The following is a 21,000-nucleotide window of genomic DNA, read 5'->3' as shown; positions in this document are numbered from 1 at the left end:
ATGAATTACGATCATATTTTAATCCGTTTTGGTGAAATATCCACAAAAGGAAAAAACAGACGCAGTTTTATTGAAAGATTAAAACAGAATATCCGCCTGGTATTAAAGGATTATAAAAAAGTAAAATACTTTTCAAACCGGGACCGGATGTCAATTACACTTAATGGAGAAAACCCGGAGGAAATTTGTTCCTTATTAAAGAATATATTCGGCATTCAAAGCTTTAGTCTCGCAATTAAATGCGAAAGCAAGCTGGAAGACATTAAAAAAACGGCTTTAGCCGCGATAGAAGGCGAATATAAACCGGGGAATACGTTTAAGGTCGAGACCAAACGGGCTTACAAGCAGTTTGAATTAGATACGAATGCGATGAACGCTGAAATCGGCGGCCATATTTTGAAAAACACGGATGGATTAACCGTCGATGTGAAACATCCCGATATTCCGCTTCGGATTGAAATCAGGGAGGAAGCGACATTCCTGACTATTCGTAACGAAAAAGGCGCCGGAGGCCTTCCTGTCGGTTCCGCGGGTAAAGCGATGCTGATGCTTTCCGGCGGTTTTGACAGTCCGGTCGCCGGTTTTTACGCGATGAAACGGGGATTATCTGTTGAAGCCGTACATTTCTTCAGTCCGCCGTATACGAGTGAACGGGCAAAGCAGAAAGTCATGGATCTCGCGGGATGCCTCGCAAAGTTCGGCGGCAGTATGACACTCCATATCGTGCCGTTTACAAAGACGCAGGAACTCATCCAAAAACAAATCCCGGAAAACTATACGATGACGGCGACGCGGCGTCTTATGCTGCAAATCGCGGACAGAATCAGAGAAGAACGAAAAGCGCTCGCGATCATTACGGGAGAAAGCCTCGGGCAGGTAGCGAGCCAGACGCTTGAAAGCATGTATGCGATCAATGCCGTGACGGCAACGCCGGTTTTGCGCCCTTTAATCGGAATGGACAAAACAGAAATCATCGAGAAATCAAAAGAAATCGGCACTTATGAAACAAGCATTCAGCCGTTTGAGGACTGCTGCACCATCTTTACGCCGCCAAGTCCGAAAACACGCCCGAAAAAAGAAAAAATCGAGCACTTCGAAAGCTTCGTTGATTTTGAACCGCTGATTGCAGAGGCCGCTGCCGGCATCGAAACCATCACTGTTTACTCAGAGCAGGAAGCTCACGATAAGTTTGCCGGCCTGTTTTAAAACTGTATACAATTACCAAAGTTTTTTTGAATGAAGACATGTGTTTTATCACATTCTATACTCACAAGGAGGTGATACACATGTCACAACAATCAAACAGCGGAAACAGCAACCAGCTTTTAGTGCCAGGCGCTGCTCAAGCTATCGACCAAATGAAGTATGAAATCGCTTCTGAATTCGGTGTAAACCTTGGACCGGAAACAACTTCTCGCGCTAACGGTTCTGTCGGTGGAGAAATCACAAAACGTCTTGTCTCTTTTGCTCAGCAAAGCATGGGCGGAAGCAGCCAGCAGCAGTTTTAATCACAACTTCACATAATGGCTAAGAGAGCGGGGAATTCCCCGCTCTTTTTTCATGAGTATAGATAGAAGGCGGGAAGCAATTTATGCATATTTTTATTGTAATGGCCTATGTTTATGTATAATGGGGAAAGAAAGTGAGGAGTTGTTCGTGTTAAAACGAGAAGATTTAATCGCCCCAAAGAACTATAACCTTGTAAATGAAATCGAAAAGTTCAGCCGTTCTAAAGAGAAGAACGCGCTTATATGGGAAGATCAAACAGGCGGCAAGAAAGTCTGGACGTATGAAAAATTGATGGAAGAAACGAATAAAATCGGAGCCCGCCTGAAAGGTCTCGGATTTGAAAAAGGCGATAAGCTGATTGTCATGGTTCCGAGAGTGCTTGAAGCGTATGCCGTTTATTTAGCGATCTTAAAAGCGGGGATGGTCGTCATTCCTTGCTCGGAAATGCTGCGCGCCAAAGACCTTGAATATCGGATCAAACACGCCGAAGTGAAAGGCGCTATCGTTTATCCTTCATTTATAAACGCGTTTGACGAGGTGAATACCGAGCAGCTGGTGACATTGTCAATCGGTGAAAATAATGTCGGCTGGAAAAACCTCCTAACGATTGAAGCGGACGGGGACAGTTTTCAAACAGCTGATACAACAAGAGAAGACATGGCGTTTTTGTCCTATACTTCAGGCACGACCGGCCAGCCTAAAGGCGTTGTACATACACACGGCTGGGCCTTTGCCCATTTAAAAACATCAGCCGGTGCATGGCTGGATATTTCTGAAGACGATACAGTGTGGGCCACCGCGGCGCCCGGCTGGCAGAAATGGGTGTGGAGCCCGCTGCTCGCAATTCTGGGAAGCGGCGCGACAGGAGTCATTTATCACGGCAGATTCAACGCCAAGACGTATTTAGAGCTGCTGGAGCGCCATCAAGTAAATGTCTTCTGCTGTACTCCGACAGAATACCGCCTGATGGCAAAAGTGGAGGAGTTGGACAAATATGATCTTTCTGCCCTTCACAGCGCAGTTTCTGCGGGTGAGCCATTAAACCGGGAAGTCATTGACGTATTCCGGAAGCATTTCGGCATTAAAGTGAGAGACGGATACGGCCAAACGGAGAGCACCCTGTTAGTCGGCGTCCTGAAGGACATGGATATTAAGCCGGGAAGCATGGGCAAACCGACCCCTGGAAATCAAGTGGAGATTATAAACGATAAAGGCGAAATATGCGAAACTGGCGAAACGGGCGATATCGCCGTGCATTTGAGCACACCGGCTTTATTCAAGGAATATTATAAAGATCCTGAAAGAACGAAAAAGCAGATTCGCGGAGATTACTTTCTTACAGGAGACCGCGCGAAAAAAGACGAGGACGGCTACTTTTGGTTTGAGAGCCGCAATGATGACATCATCGTCAGCTCCGGATATACAATCGGGCCTTTTGAAGTAGAGGACGCGCTCGTGAAGCATCCGGAAGTGAAAGAATGTGCCGTCGTGGCGAGCCCGGATGAAATCAGAGGTTCAATCGTAAAAGCTTATGTCGTTTTACAAGACGATGAAAAGCGCAGTGACGAACTTGTCAAAGAACTGCAAAACCACGTAAAAACGATTACGGCGCCTTACAAATATCCGAGAGAAATTGAGTTTGTCGAAAGCCTGCCGAAAACGGCGTCCGCAAAAATCAGACGTGTGGAGCTGAGACAGCGTGAAGAACGGCTGAAGGCTGATAAAAAAGCATAATACAGGATAAAGGGTGAGCGGGGATGAAAGCGATTTGGCACGGCGGCACCATCTATACAATGCTGGACAAGAATCATGTCACTGAAGCCGTTTATACCGAAGAAGGCGTCGTCAGGCAGACGGGCAGCTTCCGGGAGCTCCAAGGAACATACGGTTCGCCTGATACGGAGGAAATCGATTTACATGGAGCTGTCATGTTCCCGGGGTTTACGGACAGTCATATGCATTTAATCGGACACGGGGAAAAACAGCTTCGCCTCGATTTGTCGCAGCTGACGTTAAAAGAAGCGATACTGCGGGCCGCAAAAGAAGCAGAGCGTGAATTGGAAGATGGCGAATGGCTGATCGGCGAAGGCTGGGATGAAAATCTGTTTGAACGGCCGGTTTACGTCACGAAGCATGACCTTGACCCGCTCTTTCCCGACCGCCCCGTCCTGCTGAAGCGGGTATGCCGGCACGCCGCGGCGGTTAATTCGGCCGCATTGCGCGCGGCGGGAATTACAAACGAAACACCTGATCCAAACGGCGGGATTATCGTCCGGGATGGCACCGGTCCGACAGGCCTTCTGCTGGATAAAGCCCAAGAGCTTGTGACACAGGCCCTGCCGCCCGTCTCACTTCACTATGTCAAACGCGCGCTTCAAACGGCGATTACGGACTGCTGGTCAAAAGGCCTGACCGGCGGGCATTCAGAAGATCTGGCATACTACGGCGACGCGTCCGTTCCCGTTGCCGCGTACGAGTCATTAACCGGCAGCGGCCTTTATCCTTTTCGCGCCCATCTGCTCGTTCATCACGAAGCCGTCGACAGCTGGAGCGCTCTGGATAAATCGACCGGACCTTATCTGGAATACGGAGCGATGAAAATTTTTGCTGACGGCGCGCTCGGCGGCAGAACCGCTCTATTGAAAAAGCCTTATCACGATGATCCGTCAGTTTCCGGCGTTCAGGTGCATGATGACGAAACCCTTGCCGCTCTTGTTTATAAAGCGAGAGAGAAAGGGATGGAGATCGCCGTGCACGCGATTGGCGACCTTGCATTTGAAAAGGTGCTGGATGTTATCGAAAGATACCCGGCAAAGCCCGGACAGCTAGACAGGCTCATTCATGCGCAAGTATTAGATGACGGATTGATTGAAAGAGCCGCCCGGCTGCCGATCGGACTTGATCTTCAGCCGCATTTTGTGGCCAGTGATTTTCCGTGGGTGATTGACAGGCTCGGAGAAGAGCGGATGAAAACGGCTTTCGCCTGGAAAACACTGCTGTCAAAAGGGCTGTTGTGCGCCGGAGGTTCAGATGCCCCGATAGAACCGGCCGATCCGCTTCTGGGCATTCAATCGGCTGTGCTCCGTACGAGCAAGCAGCACCCGGAAGGTCCGGCCTATTATGAAAAAGAGTGCCTGACCGTGTACGAAGCCATTCAGCTTTACACGGAGGGAAGCGCGGCCATCATCCATAAAGAACATAGCCGCGGACGGATCGCCCCCGGCTATGATGCCGACTTTACCGTACTCAGCGGTGATCCGTTCAGGACGGACCCGAAAAAGCTTCATGAATTGGAAGCTGTCAAAACTGTCGTCGGCGGCCGTATCGTATATGAAAAAGAGGACAGGCAGTGATGCCCGTCCTCTTTTTTTATGATAAAAATGATCGTTTTACTTTTTCCCAGAAAGAGTTGTCTTTCAGTTTCACCGTTTTGATTTTTTTATCGGATAGTCTAATCTCAACCTTTTTGACATTCCGCGTGCTGAGCGCTTCATTATCAAGCCCGATAATCGGATGCTCATTGCCGTCTTGCACCACCTGCAGTGTCAGCTTCCGGTCTGAGCTTAAAATAAACGAAGATCCGAGTGTACGGTATGTGTTGTTGTTCAACGACGCCAGTTCGGATACCTGCATGCAGGAAATCAAAGGATCAACAACGGCGCCTGAAACAGATTTATTGTAGGCGGTGCTGCCCGTCGGGGTGGAAATGATCATCCCGTCTCCTCTGAATGTCTCAAAATGAAGATCATCAATTAACACATCCATCACAAACGTTTTAATAATGCTTGAACGGATGGAAACCTCGTTTAAACAGTGAAAATGATTGCTGCCGTCCACCGTGACGTGAATGAGCGGGTATTTTCTGACCTCAAGCTGTTCCGCGGTCATGCTGGCCGCCATTTTTTCAGGCTCATCGCTGTGAAAATCACAGTACAAATGGGCTTTCCCTTTTTTAGCGATGCCGACATACAGGCAGTCATCACGGAATCCGGTTTTTCTGACGGCTTGCAGAAATGAGCCGTCGCTGCCGATGCTGGCGATAATTCCGGCATCCTCCGGTTGAGCCGCAACTGTAAAACCGTGCGATTCAGCAAGCTGCTTCAAAGAGCTGACTTGTTCTTTTGTTTCGTTGTTTTGTTTGTGGAAAAAATAAACATTGCGGCGAAGATCGGTCATATCCCCATTCCCCTTTGCTGTCATATTTACGTTTTTCTCCCAGCAGGTATTGTGTTAAAATACCTGTGGCAATAGTGTAACATGTTTCCTGTTTATCCGTTAAGGGAAAGCGCTTCATGAAAAAAATGAATCTTTTTTTACGGGGGAACGTACGAATATTGACAGAAAAGGAGGAGAACAAATGAATGCAAAAAGATGGATTGCGCTCGTCATCGCGCTCGGCATTTTCGGCGTATCAGTCATTGCAAGTGTGACCGTCGGGGTGCTGAAGAATATCGGAGATACAGGGTCTGACTTTGCATCACTGACAGATGACACAGAAGAAGTGACACTGGATAAGGGCAGCCCCGGCAGTAAAATCGCCGTGCTTGAAGTGGACGGCACGATTGAGGATAACGGCGGGTCCGCTGGCCTGCTCAGCTCAGGCGGGTATGATCACAGATCATTTTTAAAACAGGTTGAGCGTGCGAAAGAAGATAAAAGCGTCAAAGGAATTGTACTGAAAATCAATTCCCCTGGCGGAGGCGTGTACGAAAGCGCGGAAATACATAAAAAACTGGAAGAACTAAAGAAAGAAACGAAGAAACCGATTTATGTATCCATGGGCTCCATGGCGGCTTCGGGAGGCTACTATATTTCAACGGCCGCCGATAAAATCTATGCTTCACCGGAAACGCTCACGGGTTCACTGGGCGTCATCATGGAAAGCGTCAATTATTCCAAGCTCGCCGATGAACTCGGCATCAAGTTTGAAACCATTAAAAGCGGCGCGCATAAAGACATCATGTCCCCGACCCGCGACATGACGAAGGAAGAAAGAAAGATCATGCAGACAATGGTCAACGATTCTTATGAAGGATTTGTCAATGTCATTTCAAAAGGCCGGCACATGTCAAAAGCGGATGTGAAAAAAATTGCCGACGGCCGTGTCTACGACGGCAGACAAGCGAAAAAAATCGGCCTCGTTGATGAGCTCGGTTTTTACGATGATACGATCAGTGCGATGAAAAAGGACCATAAAAATATGAAAAACGCTTCAGTCATCACATACGAGGAAGGATTCGGATTAGGCTCGCTCTTTTCCATGAGCGCAGCGAAAATGTTTAAAAGCGAAATTGATTTTCTGAATATGAAAGAACTCATTTCGCAATCCGGTTCGCCGCGGATGATGTATCTCTATGCAAAGTAGGGGGGAAGAAAGAATGGACGCGACTTACGAAGGCTTTCACGGCAAAGAAGAGGAAGCTGAACAACAGAGGGCGCCCGAGCAGGCATATGCGGGCTTTTGGATCAGGTTTTGGGCGTTTCTTCTTGATTGGCTGGTGGTCTGGGGGCTAAACCATCTCATCGTTTCACCGATTTTCACGCTGATGAAGCTCCCGGCAACAAGCGGAATGTTTACAATCTCAGCTTATTCCGTCACAACCCTGATCGTCTACCTCGCCTATTTTGTGTTCATGACGAAATGGTTTCATCAGACACTCGGCAAGATGGTCTTCGGGTTAAAGGTCACTTCTTTGACGCCCGGAAAGCCGCTGACTTGGAGCACCGTCATTTTCAGAGAAGCGGTGGGGCGTTATATCGATAAAATCTGGATTCTCTATATCGTCATTGCGTTTACGCCCAAAAAGCAGGGCATTCATGATCTGATCGCCGACACAACGGTGATTCACGAAGCGCTGTACCGCAAATAAAAGCAGTAAACCCGGAATAAACGTCCGGGTTTATTTTTTTTGGTTTTGGCGATAATGCTGCTAAGGAAGTGAAGCTTATGGGATATGCCGCAGCAGCTGTTATTCTCATTCTCATTTTGGCCTGGCTGCTCATGAGGATGAAAATTCATCTGACGCTCGAATATCTTCATGATAAAGATAACGACAAACTGACGTTTAAACTCTCGGCCTTATACGGGCTGATCCGTATTAAAAAAACGCTGCCCGTCATTAAGGTAAACAGCGAAGACGCGTCAATTGATGTCAAACAGGACACAAAATCAGAAATGAAAGGTCAGAAAAAAGAGAAGAAAAAAATCACATATGAAGATGTCAAACAGAGCATTCACAGAATAGAAATGATTCTGCACCAAGTCTTTCAGATGCGTCAAATCGGCGCCTCATTTCTTGCGGGAGTCCGTGTTACGAAGTTCGAATGGGTGACGGTTATCGGAATAAAGGACGCCGCCGTTACGGGAATCGCCGCCGGCGGGTTGTGGGCCGTAAAGGGAGGCCTTACGGCGATGCTGTATGATCATCTGCGTTTCATACATAAACCGGTGTGCGAAGTCATTCCGTCTTTTCAAGTGCCTGCATCCAAGACGCATTTGCAGTGTATATTCTTTTTTCGTTTTGGACATCTTATAGGTGCAGCTTTCAAATTGCTCAAATACGGGCGGAACGGACTTTCTATCATACGAAAGAAACAGCCGGTTCCGGTTGCTTCAAAGAATGATTCATCAGTTTAAGGAGGAGCGCATATGGCAGACCATCCCATTCAAGGTTTAATGAAAACCGCTATGGAAAATTTAAAAGAAATGATTGACGTGAATACAATCATCGGCGATCCTGTTGAAACGCCTGACGGCAGCGTAATCTTAACGGTTTCAAAGGTCGGATTCGGATTTGCGGCGGGCGGAAGCGAGTTTGGAGGAAAGCCGGCTGAAAAAAGAACCGATGATGATGAAAGAAAAGAGCAGAAGCTCCCGTTCGGCGGCGGAAGCGGCGGCGGAGTATCCATTACGCCGATTGCGTTTCTGATTGTCGGAACAAACGGGGTGCGTATGCTTCATTTAGACGAAAACACCCATCTGATTGATAAACTGTTAGACTCCGCGCCTCAAACGATTGAACGCATCCAGCATATGTTTAAAAAGAATGAAAAAGGCCGGAACCAAAAAAGAACGGATATCGATTTATAACAGAAAAGTTAACTGCCGCCCGCAGTTAGCTTTTTTTACGATGCGGCATAACCTTTGCAGTTTGCATAAAACTCGACTATGATAGAGCTATACATAGATAAAGGGAGGAATCAGAATGGCTGAAATTACATTTAAAGGCGGAGCCGTGACGCTGATCGGACAAGAAGTGAAACCGGGTGACCAAGCTCCTGACTTCACGGTTTTGACAAACGGATTAGAAGAGAAGACATTAGCAGATATGAAAGGGAAAGTAACGATCATATCCGTTATTCCTTCCATTGACACAGGCGTATGTGACGCGCAGACACGCCGCTTCAACGAAGAAGCCGCAAAACTCGGTGATGTGAACGTTTATACTATCAGCGCCGACCTTCCGTTTGCACAAGCGCGCTGGTGCGGAGCGAACGGAATTGATAAAGTTGAAACATTATCGGATCATAAAGAGATGTCATTTGGTGAAGCATTCGGTGTTCACATCAAAGAACTTCGTCTTTTGGCGCGTTCCGTATTCGTCCTTGATCAGGACGGAAAAGTCGTTTACGCGGAATACGTAAGCGAAGCGACAAACCACCCGAATTATGAAAAGCCTATCGAAGCTGCAAAAGCGTTAATCAAGTAAAGAGAGAAAAAGAGCTCCGGGTGCTGCCGCGGAGCTCTTTTCATGGCAAGGAGGAAACAGCATGCAACATGACCATGTCGGTCAGATTTATGAACTTTTAGATGAAGCCGCCCAAGTGATAGCAGAAGGCCTTCAGATTTCTTATATTGAGGGGCTTGCGGAAGCGGGAGAGATGTATTTTCTTGAAAAGGCCGACCAGCTTCCGCTTCAGGAAAAGAAAACCGGCGAGCTTAACAGCCTGCTCGCGAAAGCAGACTTCAGAAAATGGGAGCATGAATGGATCCGCAAGGCGTTCCAGCTCGCCATTTTAAAAGGGCTCAAAGATAAGTCCCATCCGAACAGACAGATGACGCCTGATACGATCGGCCTTTTCATCAGTTACCTCGTGAATAAATTTACGGGCGGCCGAAAAGGCCTGACATTGCTGGACCCCGCCTGCGGCACCGGAAATCTTCTGCTGACCGCGGCAAACCAGCTTTCTGACAAAGCGGGAAAAAGCTTCGGCATTGAAATCGACGATGTCCTTCTGAAGATCGCTTATGCTCAGGCGAATCTGCAGGAAAAAGAAATGGAGCTGTTCTGCCAGGACAGTCTTCAGCCGTTATTTATCGAACCGGCCGATGCGGTCATCTGCGATTTGCCGGTCGGCTACTATCCGAATGACGAAGGCGCTGAAGCGTTTGAGCTGAAAGCGGATGAAGGCCACTCATTTGCCCACCACTTATTTATTGAGCAGAGCGTCAAACATACAAAACCGGGCGGATACTTATTTTTTATGATTCCGAACCATCTGTTTGACAGCGCGCAAAGCGATAAACTGAAGCGGTTTTTTGCGGAAAAAGTGTATATCAACGCCCTTCTTCAGCTGCCGGCTACTATGTTTAAAGACGAAGCGCAGGCAAAGAGCATTTTAATCTTGCAGAAAAAAGGCGAAGACGCAAAGCCGCCGAAACAAGCGCTTTTGGCGAATCTTCCTTCTTTTGCGTACCAGCAGGCGATGCGGGAGATGATGGCAAAATTGGATCAATGGATTCAAACAGAAAAATAGTGGCGAAAAAGCAGTGCGAGATGCAAAATCCCGCGCTGCTTTTGCTTTTTAAAATGAATGGAAATCAGGAGGATAACACAAATTAAGGAAAGAAAATAACATTCCGTAAGGCCGTGCCGTCCATTTGGCACAAATAAAATTTATCAGAAAATATCGACTTCATATTGTAAGCGGTGCCAATATGGATGTTGACTTGAAATGCTGAGTTGACAATGTTTAAATGGAAAAGTCAGATATTTTTTGGACTGCAGTTATGGTCTGGGAAAAAAGAACGAACAAACGAAGAAGAATTTTGATAGGAGCGTCATTTATGTCTAAAATTATTGCAATTAACGCAGGAAGCTCATCTTTAAAATTTCAGTTATTCGAAATGCCTTCAGAAAAGGTGCTAACAAAAGGTTTAGTAGAACGGATCGGTATCGCCGACAGCGTTTTCACAATCTCTGTTAACGGCGAAAAAAATACAGAAGTGACAGATATTCCGGATCATGCGGTTGCGGTGAAGATGCTGCTTCACAAGCTGACTGAATTCGGTATTATAAAGGATTTAAATGAAATTGACGGAATCGGCCACCGTGTGGTTCACGGCGGAGAAAAATTCAGCGATTCTGTTTTGCTTACGGATGAAACAATCCGTGAGATTGAAGAGATTTCAGAACTTGCGCCGCTTCATAACCCGGCTAACATCGTCGGCATTAAAGCCTTTAAAGAAGTGCTTCCGAATGTGCCTGCGGTTGCAGTGTTTGATACGGCGTTCCACCAAACGATGCCTGAGCAATCTTACCTGTACAGCCTACCGTACGAATACTACGAGAAATACGGCATCCGCAAATACGGTTTCCACGGCACTTCTCATAAATACGTGACACAGCGCGCAGCTGAGCTTCTCGGCCGCCCGCTTGAAGATTTGCGTCTGATTTCCTGCCACCTCGGTAACGGCGCAAGTATCGCGGCCGTAGAAGGCGGAAAATCCATTGATACGTCAATGGGCTTCACACCGCTTGCGGGTGTTGCGATGGGAACACGTTCAGGAAACATCGACCCTGCATTGATTCCGTACATTATGGAAAAAACGGATCAGACGGCAGATGAAGTATTAAATACGTTAAATAAAAAGAGCGGACTGCTTGGCGTATCCGGTTTCTCCAGCGACCTCCGCGATATCGTGGAAGCTTCAAAAGAAGGAAACGAAAGAGCGGAAACGGCTCTTGAAGTGTTCGCAAGCAGAATCCATAAATACATCGGTTCTTACGCTGCGAGAATGAGCGGCGTTGACGCGATTATTTTCACTGCGGGTATCGGTGAAAACAGCGTTGAAGTCAGAGAACGCGTGCTTCGCGGCTTAGAATTCATGGGTGTATATTGGGATCCTGCGCTGAACAACGTGCGCGGCGAGGAAGCGTTTATCAGCTACCCTCACTCTCCTGTCAAAGTCATGATCATTCCGACTGACGAAGAGGTCATGATCGCACGCGACGTTGTCCGCCTTGCACAGTAATGATCGAAAAAAGCACATCCTTTAGGGTGTGCTTTTTTATTGAATGCCCCAGAATCAAACGTTACGATATGTTTAATACATAAACGATGAGGTGAAGCAATGAGTGTGCATGAACATAAACAAGAAGCCCCGTCAGCCGTGCGCTGCAAGGTGATTACAGTCAGCGACACGAGAACGAAAGAAACCGACAAAAGCGGGCGCGTCATGATGGACTTCCTCAGGGAAGCGGGATTTGAAACGGTCGCTTATGACATTGTTAAAGATGAAAAAGATGAATTGCAGAAAGCCGTTTTATCCGGCTGTATGGATGAATATACAGATGCGGTGCTGTTAAACGGAGGGACGGGCATTGCCGAAAGGGATGTCACAATTGAAGCGGTCACGCCGCTGTTTTCAAAAGAACTCCCGGGATTCGGCGAGCTGTTCCGCATGCTGAGCTATACGGAGGACATCGGTTCCGCCGCCATTTTGTCCAGAGCGGCAGCGGGTGTGATCCAAAATACCGCAGTCTTCTGCACGCCCGGCTCCACAGGCGCCGTAAAGCTTGCGATGAGTAAACTGATTATACCTGAACTGCCTCATGTGCTCCGGGAAATTCGAAAAGATTTATAAATGTATAAAAAGGCTCTGCTCCGCTCAAAAAATTGGGTGGGGTTTTTTTTATAAAAGGCTTGAAAAAACAGAATTTACTTGTTACAGTGTATACATACAAAATGCATTTTTATTAATTAAAACTAATTTTTATACAAAAGGGAGCTTTTAACATGGCAGAACAAAAAAAGGTTGTATTGGCATACTCAGGAGGTCTTGATACTTCTGTAGCGATAAAATGGCTGCAAGAACAGGGATACGATGTTGTTGCCTGCTGCTTAGACGTAGGGGAAGGAAAGGATTTGGCATTCGTTCAGCAAAAAGCGCTGGAAGTAGGTGCCGTAAATTCCTATGTGATTGATGCGAAAGAAGAATTCGCCCGGGAGTACGCGCTCATTTCTATGCAGGCCCATACAATGTATGAAGGCAAGTATCCGCTCGTATCTGCATTATCCCGTCCATTAATCGCGAAAAAACTCGTTGAAGTCGCGGAAAAGGAAAAAGCGGTGGCCGTAGCGCATGGCTGCACGGGAAAAGGGAACGATCAGGTTCGTTTTGAAGTATCCATTAAATCATTAAATCCTGATCTGGAGGTCATTGCTCCGGTCCGTGAGTGGCAATGGTCGCGTGAAGAAGAAATTGAATATGCTGCAAGCCGCGGCATTCCGATTCCGATCAATCTTGACAGCCCGTATTCCATCGACCAGAACCTATGGGGACGCGCCAACGAATGCGGTATATTAGAAGACCCGTGGGCGGCGCCGCCTGAAGGGGCATATGACCTGACAGCATCTCTTGAAAACACGCCGGACGTTCCGGAAATCATCGAAATCGCATTTGAAGCCGGTGTTCCGGTTTCAATCGACGGCGTAACCTACCCGCTCGCTGATTTAATTCTCAAGCTGAACGAGACTGCCGGAAAACACGGCATCGGCCGGATTGACCATGTGGAGAACCGCCTGGTCGGCATTAAGTCCCGTGAAGTTTACGAGTGCCCGGGCGCGATGACTTTGATTACGGCTCACAAAGAGCTTGAGGATCTGACTTTAGTGAAAGAAGTGGCCCATTTCAAACCGGCAATTGAACAAAAACTGTCTGAAATCATCTATAACGGTTTATGGTTCTCGCCGTTAAAAGACGCGCTGCTTGCATTCCTGAAAGAAACTCAAAAACACGTCACCGGCGTCGTGCGCGTCAAGCTGTTTAAAGGCCATGCCATTGTAGAAGGACGTAAGTCGGAATATTCACTCTATGATGAAAAACTTGCGACATATACAAAAGACGATGCTTTTGACCATCACGCGGCAATCGGTTTCATTGAGCTTTGGGGGCTGCCGACAAAAGTAAACAGCATTGTGAAAAAGAAGGAGCAGATTGAAGCATGAAGAAGCTTTGGGGAGGCCGTTTTCAAAAAACACCGGAAAAGTGGGTCGATGAGTTCGGCGCATCCATCACATTCGACCAAAACTTAGTCAAAGAGGATATTACAGGGTCTCTCGCTCATGCGGCAATGCTGAAAAAATGCGGCATTCTGACGGAAGAAGAAGAAGGCGCCATCCGACAGGGGCTGCAGACCCTCCTGCAAAAAGCAGAGGAAGGAACACTTGAATTCTCTGTTGATTATGAAGATATCCATTTGAATATTGAAAAAATGCTGATCGAAGAAATCGGACCGCTGGGCGGCAAGCTTCATACCGGCAGAAGCCGGAATGACCAGGTGGCGACCGACATGCATTTGTATTTGAAAGATCATGTCTCACATATCATCGTGCTGATTGAACAGTTCCAAAAAGCGCTGATCGAAAAAGCGGAGGCCAATGTCGAGACCATTCTGCCGGGGTACACCCATTTACAGCGGGCTCAGCCGATTTCTTTCGCCCACCATCTGCTTGCTTATTTTTGGATGCTTGAACGGGATAAAGAGCGTTTTCGCGATGCTATGAAGCGGATTAACATATCGCCGCTCGGATGCGGGGCGCTTGCCGGAACCACGTTTCCGATAGACCGTAACTATTCGGCGGAGCTGCTCGGTTTTGACTCCATTTATGAGAATAGTCTTGACGGAGTCAGTGACAGAGATTTTATTCTCGAGTTTTTAAGCGGCAGCAGCATGCTGATGATGCACCTTTCGCGTTTATCAGAAGAAATCATTCTATGGTGCTCGCAGGAATTCAGATTCATTGAACTGGATGATACGTATGCGACGGGAAGCAGCATGATGCCGCAGAAGAAAAACCCCGACATGGCGGAGCTGATCCGCGGTAAAACCGGACGCGTATACGGTGATATGATGGGGCTTTTCACGATTATGAAAGGGCTCCCGCTCGCTTACAACAAAGACCTGCAGGAAGATAAAGAAGGCATGTTTGATACGGTGAAAACCGTTGAAGGAAGCCTTCAGATTTTCACGGGCATGATTGAAACGATGAAAGTAAACAAAGACATCATGAAACAAGCGACAAAACAAGATTTTTCAAACGCGACGGAACTTGCCGATTATTTAGCTAAAAAAGGCATGCCGTTCAGAGAAGCGCATGAAGTGGTCGGCAAGCTTGTGTACAGCTGCATTGAAAAAGGAATCTATTTAAGTGATATGGCATTTGAAGAATTCCTTCAAGCCAGCAGTCTCTTTGAAGAAGACATCTATACCGTGCTCGATCCGCATCATGCGGTTGAAAAAAGAATGAGCGCCGGCGGAACGGGTTTTCAGCAGGTAGAACAGGCGCTCGTAAAAGCAAAAGCCTGCGCCGGCATTTAATTTGCTGAAATTCCCTTCATATTTTCCCGTCATATCAGACACCCTACATCTATAAAGATGGGAGGTAGAAGGAATGCGCAAAGAACAAGACCGTTACATCTATGATGAAAAAGAAAGTGAAGAAACGGCCAGGCTCATTTCAGAGGCATACGAAAGCGGTTATGTCGGCATGGAGGAAGCCTCTGCTCCTTCAGAAAATTAAGCTGTCTGTAAAGACGGCTTTTTTTTCGTGCGGACGAAGTGCAAAAAAGTGATATTGCCGTTTGTTTATAGTAAAGTAGAGGGAGAAACGTCTTGATTTTATTGAAGCGGCTACGTTGCCTGGGGAGGGTATTCAATGTGCGACATGCTCTAATCACTGCCGGTACAAAGGGATTGGGCCGAAAAGTGACTGAAATGCTTCTGGAAAAAGGCTTTTCTGTCACAGTGAATTACAGACAAGACGAAGAAGCGGTCGCCTGTCTGAAGGCGGATTATCCCGGGTGCCATGACAGATTGCAATTCGTTAAGGGCGATGTAACCCGGAAAGAAGATCTCATGCGGATCGCCGATGCAGCCCTTCAGCGGTTTGGAAGGATTGACATACTGATTAACAATGCCGGGCCGTACATATTTGAGCGCAAAAAGCTTGCCGATTATTCCGATGACGAATGGTATGACATGCTTGAAGGGAATTTAAGCGCCGTTTTCCATCTGTTTAAAGCGGTTATCCCGGTCATGAGACAGCAGCGGTTCGGCCGGATTATTACATACGGTTTTCAAGGAGCGGACCATGCCCCCGGCTGGCTTCACCGTTCCGCTTTCGGAGCGGCTAAAGTCGGATTGGCTTCGTTAACGAAAACCATTGCGATTGAAGAAGCTGAATCAGGCATTACGGCCAATATGGTCTGTCCGGGTGATATTGTAGGAGATATGAAAGAAGCGTCTATAGAGGAAGCAAGACGGAAAATCGGCAAAGAAAAGACGCCGATCGGCAGGTCCGGAACCGGAGAGGATATTGCGAGAATCATCGCCTTTTTATGTGAAGAAGATTCCGATCTTGTAACCGGAACGGTCATTGAAGCAACAGGCGGGCTGAATGTGATTAACAGGCATCAATCCCTGTAAGTTTTTTCGTTTGTCAAAAAGGGAACTTGATAAATATTAATTTTTTATGAGGTGAAAACAATGAAAGTGACTTATCACGGACATTCTGTCATTCAAGTGGAAACGAAAACCCATAACATTATTTTTGATCCGTTTCTGACCGGAAACAGTCTGACAAATTTGAAACCGGAAGAAGTGAAAGCGGATGTCATCCTGCTTACTCACGGACACAATGACCATGTCGGAGATACAGAGCAGATCGCCAAACAAAACGATGCGCTCGTCATTGCGCCGAATGAGCTGGCCGTTTATCTCGGCTTTAAAGGTTTAAAGGTCCACCCGATGCATATCGGCGGGGCGCGCCAATTTGATTTCGGCAAAGTGAAACTGACACAGGCATTCCACGGATCGGCGGTCACTGATGAAGAAAACAAAACTATTACGTACACGGGGATGCCGGCCGGGATTTTATTGACGATTGACGGCAAGACGATTTTCCACGCCGGGGACACGGCGTTGTTCTCAGATATGAAACTGATCGGGGAACTGAACCACATTGACCTGGCGTTTCTGCCGATCGGTGATAACTTCACCATGGGCCCTGAAGATGCGAAACTCGCGGCTGAGTGGCTGAGAGCGAAACAGGTCGTTCCCGTTCATTACAATACATTTCCCGTCATTGAACAGGACCCTGACGCTTTCGCCGAAAGTCTGCCCGGAGGCGTCGGCAAAGTCATGGCGGCCGGCGAGACCATTGAGCTTGCCTGACATATGTGTCAAAGACCTTCTGAATCAAGCATTCAGAAGGTCTTTTTGTGATGCCGCCTTTTTTCGGGCGTCTCATTGCGAATGAATCCCCCGTACCCTTATAATAAAAGCAGAAGACTGTCCTTAGAGGTGAAACGCTTGGCAACAAAGCATGAACAAATCCTATCATACATAGATTCGCTTCCTGTCGGTGAAAAAATTTCGGTCAGAAGAATTGCGAAAGAAATGAAAGTCAGTGAAGGAACGGCTTACAGAGCCATTAAGGAAGCCGAAAACAAAGGATTCGTTTCCACTATTGAACGTGTGGGGACCATCCGGATTGAACAGAAGAAAAAAGAAAATATTGAAAAGCTGACATACGCCGAGGTCGTCAATGTGATAGACGGCCAGGTGCTCGGCGGAAAAGCCGGTCTGCATAAAACGTTGAATAAGTTTGTGATCGGCGCGATGGAGCTTGACGCGATGATGCGTTATACGGCGGCGGGGAACCTGTTAATCGTCGGGAACCGAATCAACGCCCACCGCCAGGCGCTTGAAGCGGGCGCGGCTGTTTTGGTAACAGGAGGGTTTAATACCGACGACAGCATTATCGAGCTGGCCGATATGCTTGAGCTTCCGATTCTCTCCACGAGCTACGATACCTTTACGGTAGCCGCGATGATCAACCGGGCGATCTATGATCAGCTCATAAAAAAAGAGATTGTGCTCGTGGAAGACATTTTGACGCCCGCAGATCGGACAGTGACGCTGTCCCCTAAGGATAAGCTGGAGAAATGGTACGAAAAAAACTATGAAACCGGACACGGCCGCTTCCCGGTTATCGATCAGCAGATGAAAATCCACGGAATCCTCACATCGAAAGATATCGCGGGGCATGACCGGTCAGTTCCGATTGAAAAAGTAATGACCAAAAACCCTGTCACGGTGATCGGGAAAACATCTGTCGCCTCAGCGGCTCAAATGATGGTTTGGGAAGGAATTGAAGTGCTTCCGGTGACAGACGGGCATCACAAAATGATCGGAATGATCAGCCGCCAGGATGTCTTAAAAGCGCTTCAAATGGTTCAAAAGCAGCCTCAGGTCGGGGAAAAGCTGGATGATATTGTTTCAAGGGGATTTAAAGAAGAGGAAGATGACAAAACGCCGGCCGTTTATCAATATGAAGTCACGCCGCAAATGACCAATCAGCTCGGCACGATTTCTTACGGGGTGTTTACGACGATTTTAACCCAGGCCGCCAGCCGATTTTTACGCTCCCGCAAACGCGGCGAGCTGGTCATTGAAAGCATTACGATTTTCTTCCTGAAGCCCGTACAGATGGAGTCGGTCATTGAAGTGAAACCGCGCATTTTAGAGGCGGGCCGGAAATTCGGGAAAATGGAAGTGGAAGTGTCAAGCCAAAGCGGCATCGTTTCAAAAGCGATGCTCATGGTGCAGCTGATGGAGAGAAGTTAAGGGACGCACCCGGGTCCCTTGGCATTCATTATGCGTGGTCTCTCTCCGCTTCCTTTGCATGGATGGGCTCATAGTGCTTATAGGCTTTATACCCGGCCCATGCGCTGCCTGCTCCGATTAAAATGAAGACGCCGCCGATGACCAGGGTCAGGACAGAGTGAAACAGAATCATTTGGTTTACTCCGTACAAAAGCACCAGCGCGCCTAATGCCATACTTGATTTAGCCGAAAAACATTCCTTCTCCAGCGCCCGTTTCGTCTGGATTCCTTTTACTTTGTAATACACGTAAAAGCAGGCAGAAAGCCCGATGAGAAAAACAAAAACCAGCATAAATGAAATCCTCCATTATATGAGTTTGCAAAACCGTTTATACCGTTGCTGAAAGATTTTCCTTTTCCATGGATAAAGAGTATGATTAAATGAATAAAAACAAAAAGGAGAAAACGATGAAATCCGAACTGATCAGAACCATATCATTATATGACACCATTATCTTACATAGACATGTGAGGCCTGACCCGGATGCCTACGGTTCACAGTGCGGCCTTACGGAAATCCTGCGGGAAACGTATCCCGAAAAAAATATTTTTGCCGTCGGACAGCCTGAGCCGTCCTTGTCTTTTTTATATTCCCTCGATGAGGTGGATGACGAAACCTATAAAGATGCTCTTGTCATCGTGTGCGACACCGCAAACCAAGGCAGGGTCGACGATCAGCGCTACCATTCCGGCGCAAAGCTCATGAAAATAGACCACCATCCAAATGAAGATCCGTATGGCGATCTGTTATGGGTCGATACGAATGCAAGCTCCGTAAGCGAAATGATCTATGAACTGTACCTGGAAGGAAAGCAGCACGGCTGGAAACTGAATACGAAAGCAGCTGAGCTGATCTACGCGGGTATCGTCGGTGATACGGGGCGTTTCTTATTCCCGAACACCACAAAAAAGACATTAAAATACGCGGGAGAGCTCATTGAGTTCCCATTTTCATCGTCAGAGCTGTTCAATCAATTGTATGAAACAAAATTAAATGTGGTGAAGCTTAACGGCTTTATTTATCAAAATGTGTCACTGTCTGAAAACGGCGTCGCTTCCGTTTTCATTAAAAAAGACATTTTGGAGACATATGGAACCACCGCTTCTGAAGCGTCGCAGCTTGTCGGAACACTCGGAAATATTTCGGGTATCCGCGCTTGGGTGTTTTTCGTAGAAGAAGACGATCAAATCAGAGTCCGGTTCCGTTCAAAAGGTCCGGTCATCAACGGAATTGCCCGGAAATACAATGGCGGCGGACATCCGCTTGCGGCCGGCGCATCCATCTTCAGCTGGGATGAAACCGATCAGATTCTTGCTGATCTGGAAGAGGTATGTAACGAACACAAGTAGAGGGGAGACCCTCTTTCTTAGTGTTCATCTGTCACGGGGATGAACCAGCAGCCGAAATCAGTCAGGTCTTCGTAGACGCGGAGATTACAGATTTGGAGTTCTTTTTTTATGAGGGAAGCGAGTGTGTCTGTTTCTGCATATGCGGAATAGCCTTGTCTGATTCGGGCTGCATGATCTTTTGCCAAGCGGCGTTCACTAAAAACCTCCATTTTCCCTTCCTCCCTTCAGAATCTTGAAAATGTCTCATCTACAGTTTATAAAAAAGCGGAGAAAAAAGCGACAGGTCTATGGAAATTTTTTAAAAATGACATAATTACGTCGCAAAAGAAATATGAATTTCGACAGACAATCTCGTATAAATCGTCAGTTCCTTTACTTCAGCCTTAAATTCCTTCTCATTTATGGTGTATATCTTGTTTTCGATCGTCCGTTTTAAAAGTTCCTTTGTTTTATACACACTTTCAATATCCTTTGTGATGACTTCAGAAATATTATCTTTCACTTGTTCCTCAAATTTCATCTTGTCAGGCTGAGCGATTCTGTATTTTTCCCCATTGATCAGCTTCACATCAACACTTTGGATGAGAAGTCTTTGCTTATTATCCTCATTTAATTTATGAAGATCCTTCTGATAGATCGAGATTTGGTTTTTTAAATCCCGCGCGTGCTCACGCTGCTTTTCAATTAACGTCACCTGTTCTTCCTGAAACGTTCCGTATGTAAACAGAAAGAACAGCCAGCTGACGATGGCTCCGCACATCATTCCCGCAAAAAAACGCTGCCATCCCGGTTTTTTATAATACTCGGGAATTCTCATGATGACATATTCTCCTGGGTCAGCCATGAAATAATCAGCCAGCCGGTCTGCGCGCCGCCCATTGCTGAAATAATTAAAAGAAGCTGTTTGAAGATGTCGCGCGTGTTGCCTTCAAACAGCCCCCGCTCGAAACTGTATACCGCGTCAAATGTTCCCCCGATGGCCGCGACAAGCGCCCAGATCTTCAGCCTGTTCGCCAATTTTGTGATCGCTGTCAGCGGAGGCTCACCTGATAAATAAGCTCCGAGTCCGCCGATCAGCGCGCCGCCGAGCAACACACCGAGGGCGATAAAATAACTGCTGATGAAATTCGCCATAAATCCGGCTTCCTGATCCATATATACACCACCTCACTTTTCTATCATATTGAGC

24 protein-coding genes are annotated in these 21,000 nt (G+C 47.1%); 19 read left to right on the top strand and 5 right to left on the bottom strand.

Going from position 1 to position 21,000, the window contains the following annotated elements:
- The 4 genes from thiI to G4O42_RS13925 all read left to right on the top strand — a co-directional run bounded on the left by thiI (window position 1) and on the right by G4O42_RS13925 (window position 4,862).
- Complete coding sequence (thiI, locus tag G4O42_RS13940) at window positions 1-1,206, top strand: tRNA uracil 4-sulfurtransferase ThiI (RefSeq protein ID WP_015418002.1); 1,206 nt, start codon at window positions 1-3, stop codon at window positions 1,204-1,206.
- A gap of 80 nt (window positions 1,207-1,286) precedes the next feature.
- The gene (locus tag G4O42_RS13935; RefSeq protein ID WP_007408043.1) at window positions 1,287-1,508 is read left to right on the top strand and encodes an alpha/beta-type small acid-soluble spore protein; all 222 of its coding nucleotides are present in this window, start codon (window positions 1,287-1,289) and stop codon (window positions 1,506-1,508) included.
- A 148-nt stretch (window positions 1,509-1,656) separates the two neighbouring features.
- Window positions 1,657-3,243: an acyl-CoA synthetase MbcS gene (gene mbcS / locus G4O42_RS13930; RefSeq protein ID WP_012118182.1), complete on the top strand. Its 1,587-nt coding sequence runs from the start codon at window positions 1,657-1,659 to the stop codon at window positions 3,241-3,243.
- Between the two features lie 23 nt (window positions 3,244-3,266).
- Window positions 3,267-4,862 carry an amidohydrolase gene (locus tag G4O42_RS13925; protein ID WP_032873678.1) on the top strand — a complete coding sequence of 532 codons (1,596 nt, stop codon included), beginning with the start codon at window positions 3,267-3,269 and terminating at the stop codon, window positions 4,860-4,862.
- A 16-nt stretch (window positions 4,863-4,878) separates the two neighbouring features.
- Here the strand turns inward: G4O42_RS13925 and G4O42_RS13920 are convergent, their stop codons facing one another.
- A complete protein-coding gene (locus tag G4O42_RS13920) occupies window positions 4,879-5,685 on the bottom strand; it encodes an NAD kinase (protein ID WP_025285105.1) in 807 nt (268 codons plus the stop codon).
- A gap of 181 nt (window positions 5,686-5,866) precedes the next feature.
- On the opposite strand from G4O42_RS13920, the gene sppA reads away from it, so the two are divergent.
- The 14 genes from sppA (at window position 5,867) to G4O42_RS13855 (ending at window position 18,422) form a co-directional block, all read left to right on the top strand.
- On the top strand, window positions 5,867-6,874 hold the full coding sequence (gene sppA, locus G4O42_RS13915; RefSeq protein ID WP_003152419.1) for a signal peptide peptidase SppA: 1,008 nt from the start codon (window positions 5,867-5,869) through the stop codon (window positions 6,872-6,874).
- Between the two features lie 13 nt (window positions 6,875-6,887).
- Entirely contained in the window at window positions 6,888-7,379 is a 492-nt protein-coding gene (locus G4O42_RS13910) for an RDD family protein (RefSeq protein WP_007408048.1), read from the top strand.
- A 77-nt stretch (window positions 7,380-7,456) separates the two neighbouring features.
- A complete protein-coding gene (locus G4O42_RS13905) occupies window positions 7,457-8,146 on the top strand; it encodes a DUF2953 domain-containing protein (protein ID WP_007613093.1) in 690 nt (229 codons plus the stop codon).
- A 12-nt stretch (window positions 8,147-8,158) separates the two neighbouring features.
- On the top strand, window positions 8,159-8,599 hold the full coding sequence (gene ytfJ / locus G4O42_RS13900; protein WP_003152423.1) for a GerW family sporulation protein: 441 nt from the start codon (window positions 8,159-8,161) through the stop codon (window positions 8,597-8,599).
- A gap of 115 nt (window positions 8,600-8,714) precedes the next feature.
- On the top strand, window positions 8,715-9,218 hold the full coding sequence (gene tpx / locus G4O42_RS13895) for a thiol peroxidase (protein WP_007613091.1): 504 nt from the start codon (window positions 8,715-8,717) through the stop codon (window positions 9,216-9,218).
- Between the two features lie 61 nt (window positions 9,219-9,279).
- Window positions 9,280-10,266, top strand: coding sequence for a class I SAM-dependent methyltransferase (locus G4O42_RS13890; RefSeq protein WP_032873680.1), 987 nt, complete (start codon window positions 9,280-9,282; stop codon window positions 10,264-10,266).
- Between the two features lie 310 nt (window positions 10,267-10,576).
- Window positions 10,577-11,764: an acetate kinase gene (locus G4O42_RS13885; protein WP_007408053.1), complete on the top strand. Its 1,188-nt coding sequence runs from the start codon at window positions 10,577-10,579 to the stop codon at window positions 11,762-11,764.
- A gap of 99 nt (window positions 11,765-11,863) precedes the next feature.
- Complete coding sequence (locus G4O42_RS13880) at window positions 11,864-12,376, top strand: MogA/MoaB family molybdenum cofactor biosynthesis protein (protein ID WP_032873682.1); 513 nt, start codon at window positions 11,864-11,866, stop codon at window positions 12,374-12,376.
- Between the two features lie 152 nt (window positions 12,377-12,528).
- Window positions 12,529-13,740: an argininosuccinate synthase gene (locus tag G4O42_RS13875; RefSeq protein WP_032873684.1), complete on the top strand. Its 1,212-nt coding sequence runs from the start codon at window positions 12,529-12,531 to the stop codon at window positions 13,738-13,740.
- Window positions 13,737-15,113: an argininosuccinate lyase gene (argH, locus tag G4O42_RS13870; protein ID WP_003152429.1), complete on the top strand. Its 1,377-nt coding sequence runs from the start codon at window positions 13,737-13,739 to the stop codon at window positions 15,111-15,113. Before G4O42_RS13875 ends, argH begins: the two co-directional genes overlap by 4 nt.
- Window positions 15,114-15,186: 73 nt before the next feature.
- Complete coding sequence (locus tag G4O42_RS20110; RefSeq protein ID WP_007408056.1) at window positions 15,187-15,315, top strand: hypothetical protein; 129 nt, start codon at window positions 15,187-15,189, stop codon at window positions 15,313-15,315.
- A 137-nt stretch (window positions 15,316-15,452) separates the two neighbouring features.
- Entirely contained in the window at window positions 15,453-16,220 is a 768-nt protein-coding gene (locus G4O42_RS13865) for an SDR family oxidoreductase (RefSeq protein WP_017418355.1), read from the top strand.
- 60 nt (window positions 16,221-16,280) lie between these two features.
- Window positions 16,281-16,967 (top strand): metal-dependent hydrolase, encoded by a 687-nt coding sequence (locus G4O42_RS13860; RefSeq protein ID WP_007613083.1) that lies wholly within the window; start codon window positions 16,281-16,283, stop codon window positions 16,965-16,967.
- A gap of 138 nt (window positions 16,968-17,105) precedes the next feature.
- Window positions 17,106-18,422, top strand: coding sequence for a CBS domain-containing protein (locus tag G4O42_RS13855; RefSeq protein WP_032873686.1), 1,317 nt, complete (start codon window positions 17,106-17,108; stop codon window positions 18,420-18,422).
- 28 nt (window positions 18,423-18,450) lie between these two features.
- Here the strand turns inward: G4O42_RS13855 and G4O42_RS13850 are convergent, their stop codons facing one another.
- On the bottom strand, window positions 18,451-18,753 hold the full coding sequence (locus G4O42_RS13850) for a YtpI family protein (RefSeq protein ID WP_003152434.1): 303 nt from the start codon (window positions 18,751-18,753) through the stop codon (window positions 18,451-18,453).
- Window positions 18,754-18,869: 116 nt separating this feature from the next.
- On the opposite strand from G4O42_RS13850, the gene G4O42_RS13845 reads away from it, so the two are divergent.
- Complete coding sequence (locus G4O42_RS13845; RefSeq protein ID WP_003152435.1) at window positions 18,870-19,811, top strand: DHH family phosphoesterase; 942 nt, start codon at window positions 18,870-18,872, stop codon at window positions 19,809-19,811.
- A 17-nt stretch (window positions 19,812-19,828) separates the two neighbouring features.
- On the opposite strand, the gene G4O42_RS13840 is transcribed toward G4O42_RS13845, so the two are convergent.
- The 3 genes from G4O42_RS13840 to ytrH all read right to left on the bottom strand — a co-directional run bounded on the left by G4O42_RS13840 (window position 19,829) and on the right by ytrH (window position 20,966).
- Window positions 19,829-20,020 (bottom strand): YtzJ family protein, encoded by a 192-nt coding sequence (locus G4O42_RS13840; RefSeq protein WP_007408061.1) that lies wholly within the window; start codon window positions 20,018-20,020, stop codon window positions 19,829-19,831.
- Between the two features lie 104 nt (window positions 20,021-20,124).
- Complete coding sequence (gene ytrI, locus G4O42_RS13835) at window positions 20,125-20,628, bottom strand: sporulation membrane protein YtrI (protein WP_007408062.1); 504 nt, start codon at window positions 20,626-20,628, stop codon at window positions 20,125-20,127.
- Window positions 20,625-20,966 carry a sporulation membrane protein YtrH gene (gene ytrH, locus G4O42_RS13830; protein WP_003152438.1) on the bottom strand — a complete coding sequence of 114 codons (342 nt, stop codon included), beginning with the start codon at window positions 20,964-20,966 and terminating at the stop codon, window positions 20,625-20,627. Before ytrH ends, ytrI begins: the two co-directional genes overlap by 4 nt.
- Window positions 20,967-21,000: the final 34 nt, after the last annotated feature.

It is taken from the genome of Bacillus sp. LUNF1 (assembly GCF_011008975.1).
GTDB lineage: Bacteria > Bacillota > Bacilli > Bacillales > Bacillaceae > Bacillus > Bacillus velezensis.
This window is presented reverse-complemented; position numbering and strand designations above follow the sequence as displayed.

Bases quoted from the DNA above. Each gene is read 5' to 3' on its own strand.
- thiI (WP_015418002.1), top strand. From the start codon at position 1: ATGAATTACGATCATATTTTAATCCGTTTTGGTGAAATATCCACAAAA.
- G4O42_RS13935 (WP_007408043.1), top strand. From the start codon at position 1,287: ATGTCACAACAATCAAACAGCGGAAACAGCAACCAGCTTTTAGTGCCA.
- G4O42_RS13925 (WP_032873678.1), top strand. From the start codon at position 3,267: ATGAAAGCGATTTGGCACGGCGGCACCATCTATACAATGCTGGACAAG.
- G4O42_RS13920 (WP_025285105.1), bottom strand. From the start codon at position 5,685: ATGACCGATCTTCGCCGCAATGTTTATTTTTTCCACAAACAAAACAAC.
- sppA (WP_003152419.1), top strand. From the start codon at position 5,867: ATGAATGCAAAAAGATGGATTGCGCTCGTCATCGCGCTCGGCATTTTC.
- G4O42_RS13910 (WP_007408048.1), top strand. From the start codon at position 6,888: ATGGACGCGACTTACGAAGGCTTTCACGGCAAAGAAGAGGAAGCTGAA.
- G4O42_RS13905 (WP_007613093.1), top strand. From the start codon at position 7,457: ATGGGATATGCCGCAGCAGCTGTTATTCTCATTCTCATTTTGGCCTGG.
- ytfJ (WP_003152423.1), top strand. From the start codon at position 8,159: ATGGCAGACCATCCCATTCAAGGTTTAATGAAAACCGCTATGGAAAAT.
- tpx (WP_007613091.1), top strand. From the start codon at position 8,715: ATGGCTGAAATTACATTTAAAGGCGGAGCCGTGACGCTGATCGGACAA.
- G4O42_RS13890 (WP_032873680.1), top strand. From the start codon at position 9,280: ATGCAACATGACCATGTCGGTCAGATTTATGAACTTTTAGATGAAGCC.
- G4O42_RS13885 (WP_007408053.1), top strand. From the start codon at position 10,577: ATGTCTAAAATTATTGCAATTAACGCAGGAAGCTCATCTTTAAAATTT.
- G4O42_RS13880 (WP_032873682.1), top strand. From the start codon at position 11,864: ATGAGTGTGCATGAACATAAACAAGAAGCCCCGTCAGCCGTGCGCTGC.
- G4O42_RS13875 (WP_032873684.1), top strand. From the start codon at position 12,529: ATGGCAGAACAAAAAAAGGTTGTATTGGCATACTCAGGAGGTCTTGAT.
- argH (WP_003152429.1), top strand. From the start codon at position 13,737: ATGAAGAAGCTTTGGGGAGGCCGTTTTCAAAAAACACCGGAAAAGTGG.
- G4O42_RS20110 (WP_007408056.1), top strand. From the start codon at position 15,187: ATGCGCAAAGAACAAGACCGTTACATCTATGATGAAAAAGAAAGTGAA.
- G4O42_RS13860 (WP_007613083.1), top strand. From the start codon at position 16,281: ATGAAAGTGACTTATCACGGACATTCTGTCATTCAAGTGGAAACGAAA.
- G4O42_RS13850 (WP_003152434.1), bottom strand. From the start codon at position 18,753: ATGCTGGTTTTTGTTTTTCTCATCGGGCTTTCTGCCTGCTTTTACGTG.
- G4O42_RS13845 (WP_003152435.1), top strand. From the start codon at position 18,870: ATGAAATCCGAACTGATCAGAACCATATCATTATATGACACCATTATC.
- G4O42_RS13840 (WP_007408061.1), bottom strand. From the start codon at position 20,020: ATGGAGGTTTTTAGTGAACGCCGCTTGGCAAAAGATCATGCAGCCCGA.
- ytrI (WP_007408062.1), bottom strand. From the start codon at position 20,628: ATGAGAATTCCCGAGTATTATAAAAAACCGGGATGGCAGCGTTTTTTT.
- ytrH (WP_003152438.1), bottom strand. From the start codon at position 20,966: ATGGATCAGGAAGCCGGATTTATGGCGAATTTCATCAGCAGTTATTTT.